A 15,512-nucleotide genomic window follows, 5' to 3' on the forward strand; every position below is an offset into this window, starting at 1 on the left:
CGCCCCGGGGCGCGCAGGTCCCTAGAATGATCTGCCCATGAATATCGACCTGCACGGATTCGGTCCGGCCATGATGGCTGGCACCCTGATGACCGTAAAACTGGCGCTCTGCGCCCTGTTGCTGGGGCTGGTCCTGGGCCTGCTCGGCGCCCTGGCCAAGACTTCCACGATCAAGCCGCTGCAATGGCTTGGCGGTTTCTACTCGACCCTGGTGCGCGGCGTGCCCGAGTTGCTCTGGGTTCTGCTCATCTACTTCGGCACCGTCGGCCTGATGAACAGCCTCGGCGAAGCCCTGAACATGCCAGGCCTCGAGCTGAGCGCGTTCGCCGCCGGTGTCATCGCCCTGGGCCTGTGCTTCGGCGCCTATGCCACCGAAGTGTTTCGCGGCGCGATCCTGGCGATTCCCAAGGGCCACCGTGAGGCCGGCCTGGCACTGGGCCTGTCCAAGGGCCGTATCCTGTCGCGGATCATCCTGCCACAGATGTGGCGCATCGCCCTGCCGGGCCTGGGCAACCTGTTCATGATCCTGATGAAGGACACCGCGCTGGTGTCGGTGATCGGCCTGGAAGAAATCATGCGCCACGCGCAGATCGGCGTGACCGTGACCAAGGAGCCGTTCACCTTCTACATGGTCGCCGCCTGTATCTATCTGAGCCTCACGATCATCGCCATGACCGGCATGCACTTCATGGAAAAACGCGCCGCTCGCGGCTTTGCGAGGGCTGAATAATGAATTGGGAAGTCATCATCAAGTGGCTGCCGCGCCTGGCCCAGGGCGCGACCCTGACCCTGGAGCTGGTGGCCATCGCCGTGGTTGCCGGGCTGATCCTGGCCATCCCGCTGGGCATCGCCCGCTCCTCGCGCCACTGGTACGTGCGCGCCGTGCCGTTCAGCTACATTTTCTTCTTCCGCGGCACGCCGCTGCTGGTGCAGCTGTTCCTGGTGTACTACGGCCTGGCGCAGTTCGACGCAGTGCGCTCGAGCAGCCTGTGGCCGTACCTGCGCGATCCGTTCTGGTGCACGGTGCTGACCATGACCCTGCACACCGCCGCCTACATCGCCGAGATTCTGCGCGGTGCGCTGCAGTCGATCCCCAAGGGCGAGATCGAGGCAGCGCGGGCGCTGGGCATGTCGCGGGGCAAGACGCTGTTCTACATCATGCTGCCACGGGCCGCCCGCATCGGCCTGCCGGCCTACAGCAACGAAGTGATCCTGATGCTCAAGGCCAGTGCCCTGGCCAGTACCGTGACCCTGCTGGAACTGACCGGCATGGCCCGTACCATCATTGCCCGGACCTACCTGCCGGTAGAGATCTTCTTCGCTGCCGGGGTGTTCTACCTGGTGATCTCGTTCGTGCTGGTGCAAGGCTTCAAACTGCTGGAGCGCTGGCTGCGCGTGGACGCCTGCCAGGGTCGTTGAAACTCTCACTGCCGTCTTCGCGGGCACGCCCGCTCCCACAGGTACTGCGCCATTCTTGAGGTTGGCGCTATACCTGTGGGAGCGGGCGTGCCCGCGAAGAGGCCCTCAAAACCACCACACACCTCAAGCCCCGCCCCATGTCCACCTACCTCCACAGCCACCACCTGAACGACCGCTTCCAGGCCCTCGACCAGTTCCTGACCGAGCACCAACCGCTGTGGAAACCCCGGCCCTTCACCGCCCTGCACCTGGACTGGGAAAGCAAATACCCCGAACTCGCCGCCCACCTGCGCCAGTGCACCCTGGCCGACGCCGAAGCCGACACCAACCCACAAGGCCTGCCCGCCCCATTCCCGCAACTGGCGGCGCAAGCCGAGCAACTGTCGGCCCTAGGCGAGCTCCCCGACACCGGCCTGCCCACCGCCGGCCACCGCCTGGACGTCAACGTCCCCGGCCGTAAATGGCAGCAGATCGAAGCCTTCAGCCGCCGCTTGGGCTTTCGCGAACACACCCGTCACTGGCTCGACTGGTGCTCCGGCAAAGGCCACCTCGGCCGCCGCCTGCTGCAACCCGGCCAGCAGCTGACATGCCTGGAATACAATCCCGAGCTGGTGGCCGCCGGCCAGGCCCTGAGCGACCACCATCACCTGCCCGCGACCCACGTCCACCAGGATGTGATGGCTGCCAGCAGCACCCAGCACCTGAACCACGAGAAAAGCGTGGTCGCCCTGCACGCCTGTGGCGAACTGCACGTGCACCTGCTGCGCCAGGCCAGCCAGTACGGCTGCCGCCACCTGGCCGTTGCCCCTTGCTGCTACAACCGCATCCCCGGCGAGCACTATCAGCCGTTATCCACAGCCGCGCAGAAATCCCCACTACAGCTGAGCATGATCGACCTGGGCCTGCCGCTGAACGAAGCCGTAACCGCCAGCGCCCGCGTGCGCCATCAACGCGACTGCTCCATGGCCCGGCGCCTGGGCTTCGACCTGCTGCAGCGCGAACAGCGCCAGTGCGATGAATACCTGCCCACCCCTTCCCTGCCAGTCGCCTGGCTGGACAAGCCTTTCGAGGAGTATTGCCGTGAGCTGGCCGAGCTGCGCGGTGTGGCGTTACGCGGTAAGCCGGACTGGGCCGCGCTGGAGGCCGCCGGCTGGCAGCGCCTGGCCGAGGTGCGCAACCTCGAACGCCTGCGCAACCTGTTCCGCCGCCCGCTGGAACTGTGGCTGGTGCTCGATCGCGCCCTGTTCCTCGAAGAACAGGGCTACGACGTGCGTTTGGGCACTTTCTGCGATTACCCGCTCACCCCACGCAACCTGCTGCTGCTGGCCGAGCGCGCCCCTTAACCGCAGCACAACCTGTGGATAAGTCTGTGAACAAGCTTGTGATGAATGGATGCAGCCAGGCGCTATTTCAAGCGCCTGGCTTATTCCGGCATCTGCCTCAAGCCCAGCAAAAACAGGTGTTTGCGCAAAGACCGGCGGTATGGGGAAGCGGCATGCCTTTCGCGCAAGGAAAAAATGCCTGTTGTGCATAAACAAAAATTCGACTAGGCATGAGCGGCCCCTGGGTCTGCCGCGCCGATGGGTGCGTGTAGCCTGCTGGCTGACGTGATGCCCCATCGGCAGTGGATAAAGCACAGCAAAAAACGAGCCCCATGAAAAAAACCGAAACACAGAAATTTATTATCTAATTACGATAATGATGTTAAATGCGCGCTCTACCTAATCACGGACGCGCGCCACATGACTTCGACCATTCAACCATCCGAAACTCCCCGCCCCTTGATAGCAATCTGCGCTATATCCCTTGCCTGGGTGGTAGCTGCTATCGAACTTGCCACCCCAGGGCTGCTTTGGGGCCTTGAGTACCCTGCCATGCTGGACGCCCTTCTCGCCGATAACGCTGCAAGCATGCCAATGCTTGGCGTCACCCACTACATGCCATCAAAACTGGTCATGGTTACAGTAGTCGGGCTCGATTGCCTGATCGCCCTGACTGCTGCAGCGCCACTGTTCTTCACCGGCCTGCTGTTCAAAAACCTGCAGCCCTCCCACGCCTGGACCGACCTGAACATCCGCTGGCTGCGGAGCATCGGCATCCTCTGCCTGTGCATGCCGCTGATCAAATCGCTGGCTGGTTTGCTGCAGAGTCTGGCCTTGAGCTGGGACCTGCCATCCGGTAACGGCGGGGCCAACCTGGGCCTGGACCTCTCTTCCGCAGCTTTGTCGCAGATCGCCATGGGGCTGCTGTTGTGCGCCTTCGCATCGGTAATGCGCAATGCCAAGTCCATCCATGACGAGAACAAGTGTTATGTCTGAAACCCTGCGCCAAGTCTGGGCAAAGCCGACACGTCTTGCCGGCCGGCTCAGCACGGTCATGCTTTTTTTTGTCTTGATCGCAGGCTGTGGCCCTGGGTACTCGTACCGCTACGTTGCACCCGCCAGCGAAGCCGGGCTGGCCTGCGTGCGGGCATGCTCGACCGAACTCAAGCACTGCAAACAGCTGTCTGCCGAGCAGGCGCGCAGCGAGCGAGCCCGCTATGAGTCGGAGCATCGCGCCTATCAATACTGCCGGGCAGGCAGAACCAAGAAAGACGCGCGCTTTTACTGCCCGGCCCCCACACAGTTTTGGGGGGGCGACGCATTCATGAGCGAAGGCTCCAGCTGCAAACAGGGTTTCAACGACTGCTACGTTGGCTGTGGCGGTCAAGTCGAACGCGTAACGAACGCCTATTGATCCGGGGGAACCACCATGAAATGCAAGGAATTCGCCGGCTGCGTTTTTCTCGTTACCCTCAGTGCCTGCTCGACGCCACCGTCCTATCCCGAAAGGGAGGAACCCTGGGTGGAAGTGGTCAGGCAAAAACCGGCAGCGCATCGGGGGCCGTGCAAACGAAGGGGATGTGACAACCACCGGCTGATCTTCGACCCTGGCCGGCCCGAACCCGACGGCCGTGCCATGCATCGTGACTGGTAAGCAAAGCAAGCTTGACGACCGACGCGTCCATCACCCGTGGATAGGTGTATCATCCGCATCCGCCTGCGAAAAATCTGACCCCCAAACCAGAGCACCCTCACAAGTGCCCTGTACCGGATAGTGAGCACTGGACGCCCCCACATGAATCACTGCATATGCCAATAGTTATCCGCCTGGATGTTGTCATGGCCAGGAACAAGATCCGTTCCAAAGATCTGGCGGAAATCATTGGCATTACCGAGGCTAACCTGTCGCTGCTGAAGAACGGCAAGGTCAAAGGCATCAAGCTGGAAACCTTGGACAGGCTCTGTCGAGCGCTCGCCTGCCAACCGGGCGATTTGTTGGAACACAACGATACCTGACACGGATGAGCGCGTCGTTGCGTGGCGCTCATCCCTTTTAAAACTGCTTTATGAAATCAAGAATGGATTCCTCAAACGTGTCCCACATCACCACCTCCCTCTTCGCCCTTATGGGTTTGACGGTGACGCTTACCGGCTGCATGAGTGGCCACCAGCCTGCGGAGCACAATGGCCTGGACTGGAACACCCCCGGCATGCAGCTAGGCGGTGATAACGGCCTGCCCTTGCGCGCCGAGAGCCCCTGCCGCAAGCGTGGTTGCGACAACGACAAGCTGTTCTTCAACCCGGGCAAGACCGAGCCAAGCGTCACCACCCTCCACCGCGGCTGGTAAGAAAATATCCTTCACGGCCGGTGACTTAGGCTATTTTTACGCTTTCGCAAGGAAGTGGTTTACAGGCGCCAACCGATCGTTATAATGACGCCCCATTGCCGGTATAGCTCAGATGGTAGAGCAACTGACTTGTAATCAGTAGGTCCCGGGTTCGATTCCTGGTGCCGGCACCATATTTATCAAGGTGTTACGTGCGTTTCTTCATGTCGTTTCGGCAATGCGCGTAACAACCGACGTAACAAGAGGCGTGCACAAGCGCAGATCTGCGTGTCACCCTCGACCAGCCTCCCCCTAGGGGCGACCACCGTTTGATGTTGACCCATCGGGAAAAGGTTAGGTCGGTTAGTTTTCTTGCGAACAGGCTGCATCCCTCTCCAGCTCTGGCTTCCAGAAGACCTCTAAAAGTTAGGTTTTGGTTAAATATTGGTAATTTCCTAACCTTTACCTATAGTCAGTTTCTCAAAAACAAAACCCTTTAAAATCAGGCACTTGAGAACTCCTAACCTCAAACCTAACCATTCCTAACCATCAAAAGTTAGCCACCAAGCCCAACAAATCCGAGCACCTCAGCCCACAGAAAGCCCCTTCCACGAAAACTTACCTTTTTCCCACGGCTCCCCCCAGATCGAGACGGCACAACTCCCCCTTCGCCACAAAAAGCACCTCGCCGCAGGGATCCGCAGAACACCCAGACACCTCATAACCTGCCCAAGCCCAGACCCGGGGCGGCTTAACCCTGGCTGCAGGGGCGCGGAAATTCCGACACGTTTAGCCCGCAGGCGTGGCGGGGGGACGAGGGCGCGCGCCGGGGTCAGCACCACCCAGCCCAGCAGGGCTCGGCAGGCCGTTGACTTGATGGTACTGTATGCGCATACAGTGCTATTGAATGAGGGTGGCCATGGTGCTCATCGATGACGAAGGGTTCGAGCTGGGGATGCCCAGCCACGAGGAGATGGCCGCGCACCAGGTCGTGCTGCTCAGGCACGAAAGCGAACAGGCGCGCCACCAACTCGCGAAGGCGCACGAAGACATGCAGAAGCTGGTGGACATCAACTGGGCGCTCAACCAGGAAATCAGCACACTTCGTCATGAACTCAGGGTGGCCAGGGCTCATGCATGTATGGAGACGAACCGGCAGCGGGGGAGCGGCATACCCACCTGGGGCGGCCAGATGGCAAATCAAGATCGCCGCGAGCCACTGCTCTACCCTCCGCTTTAACCCCCGTAATCATTGGGCCAAACGGGTAAAACGGCTGGCTTGAGCGGGCCTGAAGTGGTAGGATTTACTGGGGTTTTTTATGCTGTAACCCCGCACGTTTTAAGGTCATTGGGACACGAAAAAGCCGCCTCGATGGGCGGCTTTTCTGTCTCTGCGGCTTTAGTTGCCGTTGCTGGCCGGCACCTCATAGGGGTTGAAGCGGATCACCTCCTCCCCCAGCCATTCGTTGATCTGCAGCAGCCTGGCCTGCTCGGGCTCCAGCTCATTCACCGCCCACACCTGGGTAGCCTCTCGCACCGAACCGAAGCCACCAGAGTTCTGCGGTACAACGCCCATCAGCTGCGGCGGGATCCGCAGCATGGCCAGCTGGTCATCGCGGCTGATGTTCTTGATTGCGCCGAAGTCATCCTTGGCCGCCACCTCGCTGATCGGGATGAGCTGGATACCGTCCTTCTTGCCGTTGGGGGCGTACATGAACAGGTTGCGGAAGTTGCCAGGCCCCTTGCTGCTCTTCATCGCTTTGCGCAGGTCGTCGACAAAGTCTTCGTTCTGGGCGGCATCGGTCATGTAGAGGATGAACCCCGCGTGACTGCCGTTTTGGTAGTACTTGCGCCGGAACAGTGTGGCCGACTCGTTGAGCAGCGCGGCTTGGAGCGCCGGCAACCACTCCGGTAGGCCGTAAACCTCCTGGTTGATATCGGCCACGCGCAGGTGGCAGATACTCCCGGCGCGGAACTCGAATTCATCCCGCCAGCCCCTCACCTGGTAATAAGTCTGCAGATCGGAGCCGCGTCGCATGTACTTGGCCAAGCATGGCCGAAGCCCGAGGGTGTCGCGCAGCATGCTGTCGCGCTTCTCCAGGTACAGGTTGCCCGACCAACCCAGGTCCATGACGATCTGCTCGAAGGCTTGCCGGCCCAGTAACCTGTGCGGAATGAAGGTGCGGGCCAAGGCGTTGCGCTTGAAGATCAGGCCCGACTGCAGGTAGACGCTTGCCTTGGAGGAGCGGGCCAGGCCGTCCAGCGAGACCGGCGGCTCATACCAGCGGCCATTGTCGTAGCACTCCAGGTAATCCAGGATCTCCCGCCCGTCCAGGACCGGTACCGGGTCGCCAAAGGTGAATGCCTCGGCTCGGGCGCTGGGGTTGGCCAGCAGCTCACCTGCGGGCGCCGGCAAGGCGCTGACCTGGTCATTGTTGCCCATCAGAAGATCTCCATGATGCGTGTGTTGGCTGCGGTCTGGCCTTCGAGCGGCTCGTTATGCAGCGCGTGGAAGAGCGCCCAGGCCAGGTCGGCATGGCCGGTGGCCTCGTTGCGGCCCGCGGTGTATGTGAATTGGCGACCGCCTGGGGTGACGGTCTTGCGGATGGCCATGAGCGATTGGGCAATGTCGGTTGCGCCGGCATCAAACTGCAGTCGCCCCTTGCTGATCACGTCCCAGGCCTTCATGACCAGTCGTGTCTTGACCTCGGGGTTGTAGGTGAAGGTGCGCAGCGCCGGGAAGAACTGGCGCACCAGCTGCGCGACGGCGCTGCCCATGCCCGTGGTGTCGATTCCGATGTAGGCCACGTTGTAGCGCTTGGTGATTTGTCGAATAGTCTCGGCCTGGGTGTTGAAGTCCATCCCGCGGAACTGGTGCTTCTCCAGGACGAAGAACTTCCCGCCCGGTACCAGCGGCGGCGCAACCACGACAAGACCGGCCGAGTCGCCGCTTTCCGCCGGATCGTAGCCAACCCACACCGGCCGCTCACCGTATGGCCGGGCAGCAAATGGGCTGTAGCCCGGCCAGTCCCAGCTTTCCACCATGCAGGGCTGCAGCATGCTCAGGGGGAATATGCTCTGCCCATCGTCCACGAACTGGCACATGAGGAGGTTTTGGAACGCTGGCCCGTCGTACTCCAGCCGAAGCTCATCGAGGTCGAACAGGTCGCAGCCCCTTGATTCAGCGTCCATGATCGTGACGATTTGCCGCCAGATCTTGTCCTCGCACAGCCGGCCCTGCTGCAGAGCCTCATGGGTCACATCCAGCTGGATGTGCTGAGCAGAAGGCTTGCCCTTATTGATCCGCTCACCGGTCCACCAGGTGTAGGCCGGGTGCGCCATGCTGCTCGGCGTCGAGAAGTAGGTCTTGCGCCACTTCTTGTGCAACGCCATGCCCGAGGCGACCTTGTTGATCTCGGTGAAACCGTGCACCCAGAAGAATTCGTCGAAGTAGAAGTTGCCGGACCGGCCCTGGGCGGTACGGAAGTTGGTGCCCAGGAAATGCAACTCGGCGTTATTCCAGAGCACGATGGGGTCGCCAGTGAGCTTGACCCCCAGCACCTCATTGAGAAACGCCTGCATGTAGGTCTTGAACTGGTGCGCCTGGGCCTTACTGGCCGACAGGAAGATCTGGTTGCGGCCGGTAGTGATGGCGTCGATCAGCGCTTCCCGGGCAAAGTAGAAGGTGGCACCGATCTGCCGGCTTTTGAGGATCATCCGGGTGCGCTGGTTACCGGCGCGGTACCAGTCGAGCTGATAGTCGAAGCAGCTGTCTCGGAAGGCGTCGACCAGCTGCTCGATCTGGTCCTCGTCCAGTTCGTTGCGCTTGGGCTGCTTCTTGGGCCCTTCATTACGCTTGGCAATGTTAGGGTTGAGATCGGTCTCGGTACCGCCGGCCTGGTACCGCTGAATGCGTGATTGCCGCTCCAGCTGGCGATGGAGCAGATCGATTTCCTTGAAGTCACCGCTGGTCTTGCCGTCCTTGAGGATCAGCTGCACCAGTCGCGCCTCAAGGGCGCCGCCGATGCGCTCGACGTTGTCGGCCCGATCCCATTCGTCTCGGGCCTTCCAGCTGTGGACGGTCTTCTCTTTCTCGCCCAGGTAATCGGCGATATCGGTAACGCGCCAACCCGTCCAGTACATGAACTTGGCTTGGCGGCGCGGATCGAGTGTGGGTTGGGCTGTAGTGTTCATGGCGCCGATGCTGCCGCTCGCGCGCGTATTCCCCCACAGGCGCCCACTGTAGCCGTTAAGCCTACAAGTGCAGCGCGTTGCCGTAAATCAGCCGGCTGCGGACCATGCCCCTCATTGCAAGGCACAACGCCACCGCCATGAGGATTCCCGGCATGTCCGACAGCACCAAAGCCCCAGCCAAGAAATTCCGCTCCAAATGGACTCGCATCGCCGTCGAAGGCGCGACCACCGATGGCCGCAAAATCGAGCGCAGCTGGATCGAGGACATGGCAAGCACCTACAGCCCAAATACTTACGGTGCCCGCATCAACTGCGAGCACATCAAGTGGGCCTGGCCAGGTGGCGAGTTCGGCGCGTATGGCGATGTCTTCTCGCTGAAAGCAGAAGAAGTCGAAATCAACAAGGTGAAAAAGCTGGCCCTCTTCGCCCAGCTGGAGCCGAACGACGCGCTGATCGCCCTCAACAAGGCGGGCCAGAAGGTTTACACCTCGATCGAGGTTGATCCGAAGTTTGCCGACACCGGCAAAGCCTACCTGGTTGGCCTCGCGGTAACTGACACCCCGGCCAGCCTCGGCACCGAAGCACTGTCATTCAGCGCTCAGCACGGCTCGCTGGCCAGCCGCAAAACCAACAAGGACAACCTCTTCTCGGCAGCGGAAGAGACTGCCTTCGAATTCGAAGAGATCACCGAGACCCCCAGCATGTTCGCGTCGCTGAGCAAGCGGGTCACTGATCTTCTCGGTAAGAGCAAGGACAAGGAAGGCAAGGACGCCGCCAGCTTCGCCGCTTTGGGCGAGATGATCGAGCAGATCGTCACCCATGGCGCCGAGCAGGCCGAAGCCTTCACCGCGGAGAAAAACGCCCGCGAGAAGCTCCAGGCCGACCACGACAAGCTTTCCAAGGACTTCAACGAGCTGGTCAAGCGCCTGGGCGAAACCGAAGACCACTCCCAGACGCAACGCCCACCAGTGACCGGTGGCGACGGGCAGATCCAGGCCGACTACTGATCCCCGCAGCCCCACACACCACCAGTTCGGAGACTCACCATGCAGAAAGCAACCCGGATCGCCTTCAACGGCTACCTGGCCAACCAGGCCAAAATCAACGATGTCAGCTCGGTTACCGAGACTTACACCGTGGCGCCAAACCCGGCGCAGAAGCTGGAAACCGCCATCCAGGAATCCAGCGCGTTCCTGAAAAAGATCAACATCATCGGCGTGGACGAAGCGGAAGGCGAAGCCATCCTGCTCGGGGTAAACGGCCCGACTGCTGGCCGCACCGCCACTGGTTCCGGCAAACGCCGTCAGCCTCGCGACGTTGCCGCGCTCACTGCTGACACCTACGCCTGCAAGAAAACCAACTTCGATACCGCCACCCCCTACGCACGGCTCGACGCCTGGGCGAAGTTCAAAGACTTCCAGACCCGCTTGGCTGGTTCTATCGCTCAGCAACAAGGCCTGGACCGCATCATGATCGGTTTCAACGGTACCAGTGCTGCCGCTGACACCGACCTGACCGCCAACCCGTTGCTGCAGGATGTCAACATCGGTTGGCTGCAGAAGATGCGCGAGCGCGCCCCGGAACGCGTCATTGATGAAGGCAAGGTAGCCGGAAAAGTAACCATCGGCGCTACTGGCGACTACAAGACCCTCGACGCCCTGGTGTTCGACGCCATCCAGCTGCTGGACCCGTGGCATCGCAAGCGTTCCGACCTGGTCGTAATCGTTGACCATGCCCTGCTGCACGAAAAGCAGCTCAAGGCACTGGAAAACGGGGCTGCTTCCAACCAGGAAGCCAACGCCGCCGACGACATCATCGCCAAAACCCGCCTGGGTGGCCTGCCGATCGAATATGACGCCCCGTTCTTCATCGAAGGTGGTGTCTGGGTAGGCCCTCTGTCCAACCTGTCGATTTACTACCAAAACGAAAAGCGCCGTCGCCATGTTCGCGACGAGCCGGACGCCGACCAGATCGCCGACTATCAGTCGTCGAACGAGGCGTATGTCGTGGAAGACTTCGGTGCCTGCGCCCTGGTCGAGAACATCGAGAAGGTCTAAGCCATGACCCTGACCCTTGCCCAACGTACCCGACTGCGCAAGCTGGCCGCCAAGGACGCGGCCACCACCGCCCCGGCCGCCATGATGGAAGGCCTGACCAGCTATGAGCTGATGCTGGCCAAACTCCAGCAAGACCAACTGCGCCTCAAGCAGGTTCAGTCGAAGCAGGCCAAGGCCAGGCTGAAAAGCATCCTGTTGCCGGAGTACGTCCCCTATGTCGTCGGCATCCTTGAGGCTGGCCAAGGTGCTCATGACGACGTACTCACCACCGTGATGATCTGGCGCTTCGATGCCGGTGATTTCCCGGGCGGCCTGGACATTGCTGAGTATGTGCTGAAGCACAACCTGCCAACCCCGAACCGCTTCGCCCGCACCACCGGCTGCCTGATCGCTGAAGAAGTCGCCACGGCCGCGCTCAACGCTCAGAAGGCTGGCGATACGTTCCCAGTTGACGACCTGCTCCGCACCGCCCTGCTCACGGAAGAGCAAGACATGCCGGATGAAGCCAGGGCCAAGCTCAAGCTGGCTTTGGCACGCGCAACGCTGCAAGGCCTCGACGAGAGCAATCCGGGCGCGCCTGGCCAAGTAGAAGCGGGCGTCGAGCTGCTGCAAGAAGCCATCAAGCTCGACAATGCCTGTGGCGGAAAGAAAGACCTGGAGAAGGCCGAGCGTCTCCTCAAGAAACTCGCTGGCCCTGCCAGCTAACCGAGCGTCCCACGCAACCCGGCGGCTCGGGGCGGATCAGCGGCCATTGGCTTAGCTGTGAAGCCCCGACCACCGCCGACCTATTCAGAGCACGACCATGAGCGGATTCATTGCCGGCGGCTTGGTACCAAGCGATTCGGTACCGGGCAGCCATATAAACAGCGACCCCTTCTGGCCGTCGATCGATCTGGACTCGCTGCGGGAAACCCTGCGCATCGACTCCAGCGTAACCCCCGCCCGCCTCGAAACAGCCGTTGTCGCGGCGATCCTCAGCGTCAACCGAGATCTGGCCAAGTGGCGAGTAGCCAAACAGGCCGAAGGCTTCACCGTCCTGGATGACGTACCGAGTGAGCAGATCCTGGACAAGTCGCAATTGGTGCACCTGTACGTGCGCGCCGTCGAATGTGCGGCCGGCGCCGAGGTTTGCGAGCGCTACCGCAACTACGACAGCACCGCCAGTGGCGCCAAGAAGGCCGACGAAACCGCCCCGACCATCGAAGACTACAGGCGCGACCAGCGCTGGGCAGTCCGCGATTTCCTGGGCACCTCGCGCACCACTGTGGAGCTGCTGTGATGGCCGAGCAGAAGCGCACCCAGCAAAACGACACCGTAGACGCCCTGTGTTGGCGTCACTACGGCCGCACTGCCGGCGTGGTCGAAGCCGTGCTCGATGCCAATCCGGGCTTGGCGGACAAGGGGCCTGTGCTTCCTTCTGGCCTGCTCGTCACCCTCCCCGAACTGCAAGCGGCAGCCCCCGAACGCCAGATGGTGAACCTATGGGACTGACCGGCCTCCCCAACCCACAACCAAGGAAGGACACCCATGCCTGACCGCCCTGAAACCTGGGCCTGGCTCGCCACCTGGCTCGAACACAACTGGCCCGGCCTGTATGCCGGCGGTCTGGCCATCGTTATTGCCGCCCTACGGGTGATCTACGGTGGCGGCGGAATCCGCCGCATGGCCGTCGAAGCCCCGCTCTGCGGTGCATTGGCGCTGTCGGCCAGCCACGGCCTGTCGCTGATCGGCATCCCAATCAGCGCGGCCCCGTTCTTCGGGGGCGTCATTGGCCTGCTGGGCGTCGAGTTCACCCGTGCAACCGCGAAGAAGTTCTTCACCCGCAAAGAGGGAACAGCATGACCACACTTCGACATGGCGACCGCTCCCAGGCGGTTCGCGAGCTGCAACGCCTGCTCAACGCCAAAGGCGCCAAGTTGGATACAGACGGCGCTTTTGGCGATGCCACCGAGGCGGCAGTCCGGGCCTACCAGGAGAAGGTCGGGCTTGTTTCCGACGGCGCCGCCGGGCCGAAGACCATGGCCAGCCTTAAAGGCCTGGACACCGGCAAGCTCCTCAAGCATTCCGACCTGGTCCAGGCCGCCGCCCGCCTCGGCGTGCCGGTCGCGGCTGTGTATGCGCTGAACGAGGTCGAATCCAAAGGCCGCGGCTTCCTCGACAACGGCAAGCCGGTGATCCTCTACGAGCGCCACGTCATGTTTGACCGCTTGCAGCTGGTTCGCTCATCCGACGATGACCAGGAGCAGCTGCACCAGCGCGCTGAGCAGCTGGCCAAGCAGGCACCCAACCTGGTCAACCCGAAAGCCGGCGGCTACATCGGCGGGAGCGCCGAGCATCAGCGCCTCGCCCAGGCCCGACAGCTGGACGAAGTATCAGCACTGGAGTCGGCAAGCTGGGGCGGCTTCCAAGTCATGGGCTACCACTGGCAGCGCCTGGGTTACTCCAGCGTGCATGACTTTGTGGCATCGATGAATCGCAGCGAGGCGGACCACCTGGAGGTGTTCGTCCGCTTCATCGAAGCCGACGCCAACCTGCTCAAGGCCTTGAAGGCACAGAAGTGGGCAACGGTGGCCAAGCTCTACAACGGCCCGAACTATCAGCGAAACCTGTACGACGTGAAGCTGGAGCGCGCCTTCGAGCGGCACCAGGACCGTGGATTGGTAGCCGCCTGATGGACCTTCGCACCGGATTGCTCACCGCTGTGCTGCTGGCCAGCTTGGGCGCGTGGGGTTGGTCGCAGAAATCGCTGCTGGATAGCGAGAAGAAAACTTCCGAAGGCTTGGCGGAGCAGCTCGACACCGCCAAGGCCGATGCCCGTGACAACCTGGCCACCGCCAACGCACTGAAAGCCACCCTGGAGCGCGAGCGCGAAGACCAGGCCAAGTTGCTCAAGCTCCAGAGCGAGCTGCGCACCGGCCTGGCTAACCGCGAGCGCCTGATCGAGGACCTCAAGCATGAGAATGATGAACTACGGCAATGGGCTGATCAGCCTCTCCCTGACGCTGCTCGCCGGCTGCGGGAGCGTCCCGCCATCACCGGCGCCGACGCTTACCGTCAGTGGCTGTCCAGTGGTGGTGCCCTGCCAACTGCCAGCGACAAGCCCGGCAAAGAACGGCCAGTTGCTCACTGACCAGGAGCGCACCGAGCTGGCCTGGGCCGAGTGCGCCGCCCAGGTCGACGCCGTCTACCAGCACCAGGTGAAGCATGAACAAGCCCGATAGCCTGCGCGACCTGCTGCTGGAGGCCGTGCCAGGCCTAAAGAACAACCCTGAACGCCTGCTGATGTTCATCGACCAGGGCAAAGTGCGCTGCACCGCGGCTGCCAGCCTTTCGTTCGAGTACAGCTACACCCTGCAGATCATCCTGACGGACTTCGCCGGGCATCCTGATAGCGTGATGCTCCCGATCCTTGGGTGGTTGCGGGTCAACCAGTCTGAATTGCTGGTCAACCTGGACAAGTCCGCCGAGGGGCTGAAATTCGAAGCCGATATGCTGGACCGCAGCAAGGTAGATCTCAGCCTCACCCTGCCCCTGACCGAGCGCGTGATCGTCACCCGCAAGGCGGATGGCAGCCTAGATGCTTCCCACGCCCCCGAACCGCAATACGAGGAGTACCAGGAGCAAGGGCCTGTGACCGTGTATGCCGATGGCGAACCGCTCGTGTCCTGGCAGCCGCCTGCCGCCCCGGACGGCATGGCCTTGGTCATGCCTCACCCGAAGCGCCCTGCCCGTGGCTGACCTCGACGCCCTGGAAGACTGGGCGGGCCCACTGCTTCGCCAGATCGAGCCCGCCGGCCGGGCGAAACTGGCCCGTACCCTGGCGCAGCAGCTGCGCCGGGGCCAACAGCAACGGATCAAAGCCCAGCGCAATGCCGATGGCACCCAGTACACGGCGCGAAGGCCGCACAAGCTGCGCGAGAAAAAAGGTCGGGTGAAGGCCAAGGCGAAGATGTTCCAGAAACTGCGCACAGCCAGCTACCTCAAGGCGCAAGGGGATGCCAAGGGCCTGGCAGTCGGGTTTACCGGTCGGATCGCAAGGATTGCCCGCGTCCACCAGTACGGCTTGCGGGATCGCATCGCCGCCCGCGGGCCGACGGCGCAGTACGAGGCCCGGGAGCTGCTCGGGTTCACTGTCGAGGATCAGGAAGCGCTGAAAGACTTGGTGCTCGCCCACCTGGGCCTGTAGCCGCGCC

Annotated in this window: 20 protein-coding genes, 1 tRNA gene and 1 pseudogene; 20 read left to right on the top strand and 2 right to left on the bottom strand. The window is 62.0% G+C overall.

Features of this window, described 5'->3' with window-relative positions; genetic code table 11:
• Positions 1–37: 37 nt before the first annotated feature.
• The 9 genes from CQW31_RS03820 to CQW31_RS03860 all read left to right on the top strand — a co-directional run bounded on the left by CQW31_RS03820 (position 38) and on the right by CQW31_RS03860 (position 6,308).
• A complete protein-coding gene (locus tag CQW31_RS03820; protein ID WP_054886715.1) occupies positions 38–730 on the top strand; it encodes an ABC transporter permease in 693 nt (230 codons plus the stop codon).
• On the top strand, positions 730–1,419 hold the full coding sequence (locus tag CQW31_RS03825; protein ID WP_015268628.1) for an ABC transporter permease: 690 nt from the start codon (positions 730–732) through the stop codon (positions 1,417–1,419). Before CQW31_RS03820 ends, CQW31_RS03825 begins: the two co-directional genes overlap by 1 nt.
• Before the next feature lie 137 nt (positions 1,420–1,556).
• Positions 1,557–2,762: a methyltransferase gene (locus CQW31_RS03830; RefSeq protein WP_099813794.1), complete on the top strand. Its 1,206-nt coding sequence runs from the start codon at positions 1,557–1,559 to the stop codon at positions 2,760–2,762.
• Positions 2,763–3,293: 531 nt separating this feature from the next.
• On the top strand, positions 3,294–3,737 hold the full coding sequence (locus CQW31_RS03835; RefSeq protein WP_099813795.1) for a DUF2975 domain-containing protein: 444 nt from the start codon (positions 3,294–3,296) through the stop codon (positions 3,735–3,737).
• Positions 3,730–4,155: a hypothetical protein gene (locus tag CQW31_RS03840; protein ID WP_099813796.1), complete on the top strand. Its 426-nt coding sequence runs from the start codon at positions 3,730–3,732 to the stop codon at positions 4,153–4,155. The genes CQW31_RS03835 and CQW31_RS03840 overlap by 8 nt, the downstream gene beginning before the upstream one ends.
• 395 nt (positions 4,156–4,550) lie before the next feature.
• A complete protein-coding gene (locus tag CQW31_RS03845) occupies positions 4,551–4,757 on the top strand; it encodes a helix-turn-helix transcriptional regulator (RefSeq protein ID WP_054886720.1) in 207 nt (68 codons plus the stop codon).
• A gap of 110 nt (positions 4,758–4,867) precedes the next feature.
• On the top strand, positions 4,868–5,089 hold the full coding sequence (locus CQW31_RS03850; protein ID WP_371858361.1) for a hypothetical protein: 222 nt from the start codon (positions 4,868–4,870) through the stop codon (positions 5,087–5,089).
• 97 nt (positions 5,090–5,186) lie between these two features.
• Positions 5,187–5,262: transfer RNA gene (locus CQW31_RS03855), tRNA-Thr, on the top strand.
• A 725-nt stretch (positions 5,263–5,987) separates the two neighbouring features.
• On the top strand, positions 5,988–6,308 hold the full coding sequence (locus CQW31_RS03860; RefSeq protein ID WP_178075550.1) for a hypothetical protein: 321 nt from the start codon (positions 5,988–5,990) through the stop codon (positions 6,306–6,308).
• A gap of 159 nt (positions 6,309–6,467) precedes the next feature.
• Here CQW31_RS03860 and CQW31_RS03865 read toward each other — a convergent pair whose 3' ends face one another.
• Both CQW31_RS03865 and CQW31_RS03870 read right to left on the bottom strand, forming a co-directional pair.
• Positions 6,468–7,511, bottom strand: coding sequence for a phage portal protein (locus tag CQW31_RS03865; RefSeq protein WP_099813798.1), 1,044 nt, complete (start codon positions 7,509–7,511; stop codon positions 6,468–6,470).
• Positions 7,511–9,262 carry a terminase ATPase subunit family protein gene (locus CQW31_RS03870; protein ID WP_099813799.1) on the bottom strand — a complete coding sequence of 584 codons (1,752 nt, stop codon included), beginning with the start codon at positions 9,260–9,262 and terminating at the stop codon, positions 7,511–7,513. The genes CQW31_RS03865 and CQW31_RS03870 overlap by 1 nt, the downstream gene beginning before the upstream one ends.
• Positions 9,263–9,414: 152 nt before the next feature.
• Between CQW31_RS03870 and CQW31_RS03875 the strand changes: the two genes are divergently transcribed.
• The 11 genes and pseudogenes from CQW31_RS03875 to CQW31_RS03920 all read left to right on the top strand — a co-directional run bounded on the left by CQW31_RS03875 (position 9,415) and on the right by CQW31_RS03920 (position 15,505).
• The gene (locus tag CQW31_RS03875) at positions 9,415–10,269 is read left to right on the top strand and encodes a GPO family capsid scaffolding protein (RefSeq protein WP_099813800.1); all 855 of its coding nucleotides are present in this window, start codon (positions 9,415–9,417) and stop codon (positions 10,267–10,269) included.
• A gap of 39 nt (positions 10,270–10,308) precedes the next feature.
• Positions 10,309–11,319, top strand: a complete 1,011-nt coding sequence (locus tag CQW31_RS03880; protein ID WP_099813801.1) for a phage major capsid protein, P2 family — start codon at positions 10,309–10,311, stop codon at positions 11,317–11,319.
• A gap of 3 nt (positions 11,320–11,322) precedes the next feature.
• Entirely contained in the window at positions 11,323–12,024 is a 702-nt protein-coding gene (gpM, locus tag CQW31_RS03885) for a phage terminase small subunit (protein ID WP_099813802.1), read from the top strand.
• Between the two features lie 97 nt (positions 12,025–12,121).
• Complete coding sequence (locus tag CQW31_RS03890) at positions 12,122–12,598, top strand: head completion/stabilization protein (RefSeq protein ID WP_099813803.1); 477 nt, start codon at positions 12,122–12,124, stop codon at positions 12,596–12,598.
• Positions 12,598–12,810, top strand: coding sequence for a tail protein X (locus CQW31_RS03895; protein ID WP_099813804.1), 213 nt, complete (start codon positions 12,598–12,600; stop codon positions 12,808–12,810). The genes CQW31_RS03890 and CQW31_RS03895 overlap by 1 nt, the downstream gene beginning before the upstream one ends.
• Positions 12,811–12,846: 36 nt before the next feature.
• A complete protein-coding gene (locus tag CQW31_RS03900; protein WP_099813805.1) occupies positions 12,847–13,161 on the top strand; it encodes a phage holin, lambda family in 315 nt (104 codons plus the stop codon).
• A complete protein-coding gene (locus CQW31_RS03905) occupies positions 13,158–13,991 on the top strand; it encodes an N-acetylmuramidase family protein (protein WP_099813806.1) in 834 nt (277 codons plus the stop codon). Before CQW31_RS03900 ends, CQW31_RS03905 begins: the two co-directional genes overlap by 4 nt.
• Positions 13,991–14,350, top strand: a pseudogene (locus tag CQW31_RS31570) (LysB family phage lysis regulatory protein); the annotation flags it as partial. The gene CQW31_RS03905 and the pseudogene CQW31_RS31570, both read left to right, overlap by 1 nt.
• Positions 14,274–14,540 (top strand): Rz1-like lysis system protein LysC, encoded by a 267-nt coding sequence (gene lysC / locus CQW31_RS31430; protein WP_218254718.1) that lies wholly within the window; start codon positions 14,274–14,276, stop codon positions 14,538–14,540. The pseudogene CQW31_RS31570 and the gene lysC, both read left to right, overlap by 77 nt.
• Positions 14,524–15,057: a phage tail protein gene (locus CQW31_RS03915; RefSeq protein WP_099813808.1), complete on the top strand. Its 534-nt coding sequence runs from the start codon at positions 14,524–14,526 to the stop codon at positions 15,055–15,057. Before lysC ends, CQW31_RS03915 begins: the two co-directional genes overlap by 17 nt.
• Positions 15,050–15,505, top strand: a complete 456-nt coding sequence (locus CQW31_RS03920; protein ID WP_099813809.1) for a phage virion morphogenesis protein — start codon at positions 15,050–15,052, stop codon at positions 15,503–15,505. The genes CQW31_RS03915 and CQW31_RS03920 overlap by 8 nt, the downstream gene beginning before the upstream one ends.
• Positions 15,506–15,512 lie beyond the last annotated feature (7 nt).

Source organism: Pseudomonas sp. 382, from assembly GCF_002759075.1.
GTDB classification, from domain to species: domain Bacteria; phylum Pseudomonadota; class Gammaproteobacteria; order Pseudomonadales; family Pseudomonadaceae; genus Aquipseudomonas; species Aquipseudomonas vlassakiae.